At 70.7% G+C, this 6,650-nt stretch carries 8 protein-coding genes and 2 pseudogenes; 9 read left to right on the forward strand and 1 reads right to left on the reverse strand.

The genetic code is table 11. From position 1 onward, the window contains the following. The 6 genes and pseudogenes from WBA11_RS05000 to WBA11_RS05025 form a co-directional block, all read left to right on the forward strand. A pseudogene (locus WBA11_RS05000) lies at nt 1–578 on the forward strand (hypothetical protein); the annotation flags it as partial. Between the two features lie 3 nt (nt 579–581). Further along, the gene (locus WBA11_RS05005; RefSeq protein ID WP_424519620.1) at nt 582–1,748 is read left to right on the forward strand and encodes an anhydro-N-acetylmuramic acid kinase; all 1,167 of its coding nucleotides are present in this window, start codon (nt 582–584) and stop codon (nt 1,746–1,748) included. Nucleotides 1,749–1,871: 123 nt separating this feature from the next. Continuing rightward, nucleotides 1,872–2,246: a hypothetical protein gene (locus WBA11_RS05010; protein WP_424519621.1), complete on the forward strand. Its 375-nt coding sequence runs from the start codon at nt 1,872–1,874 to the stop codon at nt 2,244–2,246. Between the two features lie 15 nt (nt 2,247–2,261). Then, complete coding sequence (locus tag WBA11_RS05015; RefSeq protein WP_424519622.1) at nt 2,262–2,666, forward strand: hypothetical protein; 405 nt, start codon at nt 2,262–2,264, stop codon at nt 2,664–2,666. An 87-nt stretch (nt 2,667–2,753) separates the two neighbouring features. Continuing rightward, the gene (gene thiL / locus WBA11_RS05020) at nt 2,754–3,818 is read left to right on the forward strand and encodes a thiamine-phosphate kinase (protein WP_424519623.1); all 1,065 of its coding nucleotides are present in this window, start codon (nt 2,754–2,756) and stop codon (nt 3,816–3,818) included. 80 nt (nt 3,819–3,898) lie between these two features. Then, complete coding sequence (locus WBA11_RS05025; RefSeq protein WP_424519624.1) at nt 3,899–4,432, forward strand: DUF1648 domain-containing protein; 534 nt, start codon at nt 3,899–3,901, stop codon at nt 4,430–4,432. A 20-nt stretch (nt 4,433–4,452) separates the two neighbouring features. Here WBA11_RS05025 and WBA11_RS05030 read toward each other — a convergent pair whose 3' ends face one another. Then, nucleotides 4,453–4,851, reverse strand: coding sequence for a winged helix-turn-helix transcriptional regulator (locus WBA11_RS05030; RefSeq protein ID WP_424519625.1), 399 nt, complete (start codon nt 4,849–4,851; stop codon nt 4,453–4,455). Nucleotides 4,852–4,880: 29 nt separating this feature from the next. Between WBA11_RS05030 and WBA11_RS05035 the strand changes: the two genes are divergently transcribed. The 3 genes and pseudogenes from WBA11_RS05035 to WBA11_RS05045 form a co-directional block, all read left to right on the forward strand. After that, a complete protein-coding gene (locus tag WBA11_RS05035; RefSeq protein ID WP_424519626.1) occupies nt 4,881–5,591 on the forward strand; it encodes a type 1 glutamine amidotransferase domain-containing protein in 711 nt (236 codons plus the stop codon). Nucleotides 5,592–5,596: 5 nt separating this feature from the next. Then, complete coding sequence (locus WBA11_RS05040; RefSeq protein ID WP_424519627.1) at nt 5,597–6,214, forward strand: NADPH-dependent F420 reductase; 618 nt, start codon at nt 5,597–5,599, stop codon at nt 6,212–6,214. Nucleotides 6,215–6,271: 57 nt separating this feature from the next. Beyond that, nucleotides 6,272–6,650: pseudogene (locus tag WBA11_RS05045) on the forward strand (hypothetical protein); the annotation flags it as partial.

The raw sequence follows: 6,650 nt of genomic DNA on the forward strand, positions 1-6,650 counted from the left end.
AGCCCGAACCGCCGAGCTCCGCTCGCGTCGCCTATGTCGAGGCCGCGCCGGCCTCGCCCGCCCTCGAGCCTGCACCGGAGGGCGACTTCGATGATGCCGCCGGCATCGTCCTCGAGGACGTCTCGGATCCCGACCTCGATGAGGACCTCTCGTTCGACGACGTCGAGGTGGGAGAGACCGACTTCTCGTCGTTCGAGACGGAACTGGACGAGGCCCTCGTCGAGGACGAGACCCCGGAGAGGGGGACAGCAGACGTTCTCGTTGACGACGGACCCATCGAGGACGAGGTCACGCAGGAACCCGGCGCTCCTGCCTCCGACGCCGACGACCTCGACTCGCTCATCGCCCAGCTCGACGAGGCCCCCCGCATCCGCCCGGACCCGACCTACGACGGCCCCGAGGTGTCCCTCGATACGCCCGAGGTGGACGACCTCGCGTCGGAGACGCTGGCCAAGATCTACGCCGCTCAGCACCAGTACGTCGAGGCCGCGGTGATCTACGAGAAGCTCGCCGCGAGACAGCCGGATCAAGCGGACGAGCTTTTGGACCGCGCGGCTGAACTCCGCCGCCGAGGCTAGCCCGTGCATCCCGTCGAACGGCTCCTCCGGCCGGGTCCCCGCGTCGTCGCGGGACTCATGAGCGGGACGTCGCTCGACGGCGTCGACGCGGCCGTCGTGCGGCTCGAAGGGACTGCGACCGACCTCGAGGTCGAGACGTTGGGGTTCGTCAGCGAGCGGTACGACGCGCCGCTCCACGACGCCATCGCGGCGTGCGTCGAGACGGCGACCTCCGACGTGCGGATGGTGAGCCAGCTCCACGCGCGGCTCGGGCACCACTTCGCCGGTGCGGCCCTGGCCGCCCTCGAGGACGCGGGGCTCACCCCGGCCGACCTCGACCTCGTCGGGAGCCACGGGCAGACCGTCCACCACGTCCCTCGCGCCGAGGAGATCGCCGAGGTACCGACGCGTTCGACGTTGCAGATCGGCTGCCCGGCCACGATCGCGACGACGCTGGGCGTCCCCGTCGTCGCCGACTTCCGCTCGGCGGACTTGGCGCTCGGCGGCCAGGCCGCGCCGCTCGCGCCCTACATCGACGGCGCGCTGTTCTCGCACCCGTCCGAGACGCGCGTGCTCCTCAACCTGGGAGGCATCGCCAACCTGACCGTCTTGCCACCCGGATCCCCGCCGGCCGCCGCGTTCGACACCGGCCCGGCCAACATGGTCATCGACGCGCTCGCGCTCCGCTTGACCGGTCGGGGCTACGACCTCGACGGCGCCCTCGCCGCGACAGGCACGCCCGACCAAGCCGTCCTCGAGGACGTGCTGACGGCTCCGTTCTTCGTCCAGCCTCCGCCCAAGTCGACGGGCCGCGAGGACTTCGGGACGCCGTTCGTGGACTGGCTGGTCGGCCGGGGACCGTCGAGCCCTGTCGACCTGCTCGCGACAGCCACAGCTTTCACGGCCCGCTCCGTCGCGGACGCGGTCTCCCGCTTCGTGGACCCGACCCCGGACCGCGTGATCGCGAGCGGCGGCGGCGTCCACAACCCGACCCTCATGCGGATGCTGGCCGACGCCCTCGACCCGGTCCCTCTCGAGACGACGGCGGCCTACGGTCTCGACCCGGACGCGAAGGAGTCCGTCCTGTTCGCGATTCTGGCGCACGAGTGGGCGAACGGCGTCCGCACAGGTCTCCCTGCGGTCACCGGAGCAAGTCGGGCCGCCTTCCAGGGCTCGCTGACGCTGCCGTAGAGGGGGGCACGCCTTCGAAGTCGTGGAGTCCTACCTCTGGTCGACTTCGAGGCCGTCTCGTCGCCCCTGTGAACCCCGTCCACGGTGTCCGACGAACCGTGTCGGTCTCTCACCATTGGCCCCATGTTCCAGCAGGACTTCCTCATCCGCCAGGCCCAACAGCTCGCGGCCGTGCTGGCCCAGGTCCTATTCCGCAAACGGACCGGCGAGGTCGAGCAGGCTCAGTCCGTCCTCGAGGCCGAGATCGCCCGCGTGTTCGGCACCGACCTCGAGGGCGTCCGCGGGCTCGACCGCCGTCGTCTGAGAGAGCTCTGTACGTCCGGCGAGCGGCTGGCTGGCGAGGTGGGCGTCGCCGTTGCTGCGCTGCTCTCAGAGGACGAGGGCGCCGAGGGGCGCCGGCGGGCGCTGTGGCTCTACGAGATCGCCCTCGAGGCCGGAGACGCGGTCCCGTTCGACGTCCACGACCGGATCGACGCCCTCCGCGTATCGCTCGCGTGACGCGCCCTCGAGGCCGTGACCTCGAGGGCGGTAGCGGCGGCCCAGGTCGAAACGCTCACCCTCGCCATGCGCTTGTGTCTCGTCCTCGCCGCCCTCGTCCTGTCTGGCTGCGCGACCGACCGCGCGCTTAGCCGCGTGGCCGAACGGTCCGCGCCGCCGTCCGACCGGACCTTCGACCTCCCTGCCGGCTACGACGTCCTCGACATCGAGTACGCGACCGCGCTCGTGGCTCTCGACGACGACCCGGACCCGTGGGACGTTCGCGAGCGAACGACGGTCCAGGTCTTCGCCCTCCACCGGGCGACGGGTGCCGAGACGTTGTTCGTTTACGACCTCGCGCTCGACGGCGCGTCCCCGACGGCGGTCGTCCGGTTTCGGCGCGTGCCCGAAGGCCCGCCGTCGCAGCCAGCCGGCAACTGAGGCGTCGGCCTCGAGGACGACCGCAAAGACGACGCGGAGGCGGAGCCCGCCCGGCCTCGATAGGTTGGCCCAGACGCCCTCGATGCAATGACCGACGACACACCCGCCGCCCTCCCGTTTCCGCCCGTCGCCGACGTCGGCGAGTTCGGGCTCATCGATCGCCTCGAGGCCATCCTGGGCGATGCCTCCAAGGGAGAGGACGTCGTCGTCGGGATGGGCGACGACGCGGCGGTCTACCGCGTCGGCGGGGCCGGATCCGACGGGCCGAGCCGCGTCCACGTCGTCACGACCGACGCGCTCGTCGAGGGCGTCCACTTCGACCGGACCTACGTGCCGCTGCGGGCGCTCGGGTGGAAGGCCATCGCGGCGTCGGTGAGCGACATCGCGGCCATGAACGCGCGGCCGCTCTACGCGACCGTCGCCTTGGGCCTGCCCAACAACCTGTCCGTCGAGGGCGCCGAGGCGTTGTACACCGGCATGGCCCAGGCGTGCGAGCGCTACGGCCTGTCCATTATCGGTGGCGACGTGACGGCCTCGGCGCGGTTGATGCTGAGCGTCACGGTCGTGGGCCACGCCCTCGAGGACGAGATCGTGACGCGGTCCGGCGCCCAGCCGGGCGACTTGTTGTGCGTCACCGGCGACCTCGGAGGCGCCGCGGCCGGCCTGCGCGTGTTGATGGCGGGCAAGGACGCCCTCGAGGACGATGACGACCCGCTCGACCTGCGCGAGTTCGCCGCTGTCGTCGAGCGGCAGTTGATGCCGCAGGCCCGCCTGGACCGTGTCGAGACGTGGGCCGACGCCGGCGTCCGCCCGACGTCCTTGATCGACATCTCAGACGGCCTGGCGTCCGAGGCGCATCACCTGTCCCAGGCCGGGACCGTCGGCTTGGTCCTCGATGGCGGCTTGCTGCCCGTCCACGTCCAGACGGCGCTGGTGGCCCAGCGCTTCGAAGAACGTGCCGAGGCGTTCGTGCTCTACGGCGGCGAGGACTACGAACTGCTGTTCACGATGGCCGAGTCCGACGCCCCGAAGCTGGCGCCGGACACCTACGCGGTCGTCGGGCAGGTCGTAGAACCGGACGAGGGCGTGGTGCTACGCCTGCCGGACGGCAACCGCGTGCCGCTCCAGGCCAGCGGCTACAAGCATTACTAGCGCTTTCAAGAGGGCGCCTCGAGGCCGACTGCCACAAACGCGCCGACCGGGCGTAGCGGCCATTCCCCGCCCTCGAGGACGTGACGCTCGCCCGTGCCCTGATGTGGATCTCCGCGCTCGGCCTCCTGGTCGCAGCGGTGGGACTTTGGCCCCACCTCCCCGACCGCATCCCCGTCCACTTCGGCCTCGACGGCGAGCCGGACCAGTGGGCCGAACGGTTCCTGCTGGCGTGGCTGACTCTCCCGCTCGTGGGCGTCGCGCTCGCCGTCGTCCTTGAGGCGGTCGCGACCTGGGCCGTGCGGCACCCGGACCGCCAGACCGTCAACGTGCTGAGTCAGCGGGCGCTGATGGAGCTCCCCGTCGAGCGCCGCGTGCCCGTCCTCGAGCGCGTCGCGTCGATGCTGTATTGGACGGGCGCCGTCTCTCTCGTCGCGTTAGCCGCGATCCAGGTCGGCACATGGGAGGCGGCAACAGGTGAGGACGGGCCGGGGTGGGTCCTAGCCGGCACGCTCGGAGTGGCGGCCGGCTCTCTTGGCATCCTCGTCTGGGGTCTTGCCCGCATCGAGGGCGAGATCAAGCGGCAACGTGAGGCCACCCTCGAGGCCGACGAGTAGGCTCGGCCTCGAGGGTGGCCTCACGCCACGTCCTTGTACGCCATGCCCCACCTCTGCATCGCCTCGAGGGCGGGCACGAGCCGCCGGCCTTCGTCGGTCAACGCGTACTCGGTCTTCGGGGGGACGACGGGGTAGACGGTCCTCGAAATAAGCCCGTCGGCCTCGAGGTCGCGGAGGCGCTGAGACAGCATCTTGTGCGAGACGCCGGTCAGGCGGCGGCGGAGCTCGGAGTAGCGCAACGTGTCGGTGCGCAGGTGCCACACGACCAACGCCGCCCATTTCGAGCCGACCGTGCTGAGGGAAAGTTCGACCGGGCATGAGAACGAGCGGTCGCCGAGGGTGAACGTCGCCATTTCTAACCGGTTGGTGAGCCCCTCACCATCGCGTGCGTTCTTGACGGGGAGGAGTGGGGCTCCCATTCTACAGCGACAAACAACCCAATGGACGAATGAGCACGCACATCTTGATGGTCGTCTCGAACCCCTCGACCTCGACGACGGTCGGCGGCCCCGTCGGGTTCTGGGCCTCCGAGCTCGTCCACCCGTACGACGCCTTCGTCCAGCGCGGATACGACGTCACCGTCGCCAGCCCGGACGGCGGGCGGGTCGAGCTCGACGCGTTGAGCGACCCGAATGACGCGAGCGGCTACTCCGTCAGCGACACGCTGTCCAAGACCTACCTCGATCGCCCCGACTTCCGCGCGCTTCTGGCCGATACGCCCGCGCTCGCGGGCCTCGCCCTCGAGGACTACGATGCCGTCGTGATCTGCGGTGGCCAGGCGCCGATGTTCACCTTCCAGGCCGCCACCGACGTCCACGCCGCGATCCGCCAGTTCTACGACGCCGACAAGCCGACGGCCGCGCTGTGCCACGGCACGTCAGCGCTCCTCTACGTCCGCAACGACGACGGCACGCCGTTCCTCGAGGGCAAGACGATCACCGGCTTTGCCAACGCCGAAGAGGACCAGGCCGACGCGATAGTGGGGCAGACCGTGATGCCGTTCCGCATCGAGGACGAGGCCGTCAAGCAGGGCGCCACGTTCGAGACGGCGGACCCGTGGGCGCCGTTCGCGGTTCACGATCGCCACCTGATCACCGGCCAGCAGCAGAACTCGGGCGCCGAGACCGCTCGTCTGGTGATCGCCGCCCTCGAGGGCTGACACCCATGACCATCGCCATATTGGGGACCGGCCGCGTCGGCTCGGCGCTCGGGACCGCGTTCGCCGCGGTCGGCCACGACATCGTCTACGGCTCGCGCGATCCCGACCGCGACGACGTCCGCCAGCTCGTCGCGTCGACGGGCCCCGGCGCCCGCGCGGTCCTGCCTGCGGAGGCCGTCCTCGAGGCCGAGGTCGTCGTCGTGGCGACGCCGTGGGAGGCGACCGAGTCAGTTGTGACCGGTCTCGACCTCGAGGGCCGAGTCGTCCTCGACGCGACGAACCCGCTGTCGTTTCCAGACCTCGAGGTCGTCGTCGGTACGTCGGCGGGGGAGTTGGTCCAGTCGTGGGCGCCGGGTGCCCACGTGGTGAAGGCGTTCAGTTCCGTCGGCGCAGACGTGATGGCGGACACGCAGTTTGGCGAGGTCCGGCCCGTGATGTTCGTCGCTGGAAATGACGACGAAGCCAAGCAGACGGCGATGGGCCTCGCGACCTCGATCGGGTTCGAGAGCCACGACGCGGGTGGGATCGAGCGCTCGAGGGCGCTGGAGCAGATGGCCGTGCTGTGGATCGCCCACGCGATGCAGACGGGGCGGGAGATGGCGTTCGGGGTGCTGCGGCGATAGGTGTTCGTCCTCGACGGGCTGCAACGGATCTATCATCGGGCTCCTCCTCGCGCGCCCATGGCCCTCCGTCAGCAGATCGTCTCCGGCTTCGCTGTCCTGCTCCTGCCGCTCGCCATCGTGGCCCTGGTCGCGCTCTCGACCATCTCGTCGCTGGGCGGCGCCGTCGACGCCGTCTTGGCCGACAACGAGCGGAGCCTCGAGGCCGTCGCCGACATGGACGGCGCGCTCGAGCGGTTGGACAGCGCGGCCCTCCTGACGCTCCTCGACCGTGACGCCGAGGCGAGCCGCATCGCGACCGCGGCCCAGGCCGAGTTCCGCCGCGCCCTCGAGGTCGCCGCCGGCAACCTGACCATCGAGGGCGAGGGCCAGATCGTGTCCGACCTCGAGGGCGCCTTCGACGAGGTCGAGCGGGCCTCGGTCTCGCTCGGCATCGCGG

This window comes from Rubrivirga sp., from assembly GCF_049648075.1.
GTDB lineage: Bacteria > Bacteroidota > Rhodothermia > Rhodothermales > Rubricoccaceae > Rubrivirga.

Coding starts and splice junctions, on each gene's coding strand:
- thiL (WP_424519623.1), top strand. CDS start 2,754: ATGACCGACGACACACCCGCCGCCCTCCCGTTTCCGCCCGTCGCCGAC.
- WBA11_RS05035 (WP_424519626.1), top strand. CDS start 4,881: ATGAGCACGCACATCTTGATGGTCGTCTCGAACCCCTCGACCTCGACG.
- WBA11_RS05040 (WP_424519627.1), top strand. CDS start 5,597: ATGACCATCGCCATATTGGGGACCGGCCGCGTCGGCTCGGCGCTCGGG.
- WBA11_RS05010 (WP_424519621.1), top strand. CDS start 1,872: ATGTTCCAGCAGGACTTCCTCATCCGCCAGGCCCAACAGCTCGCGGCC.
- WBA11_RS05030 (WP_424519625.1), bottom strand. CDS start 4,851: ATGGGAGCCCCACTCCTCCCCGTCAAGAACGCACGCGATGGTGAGGGG.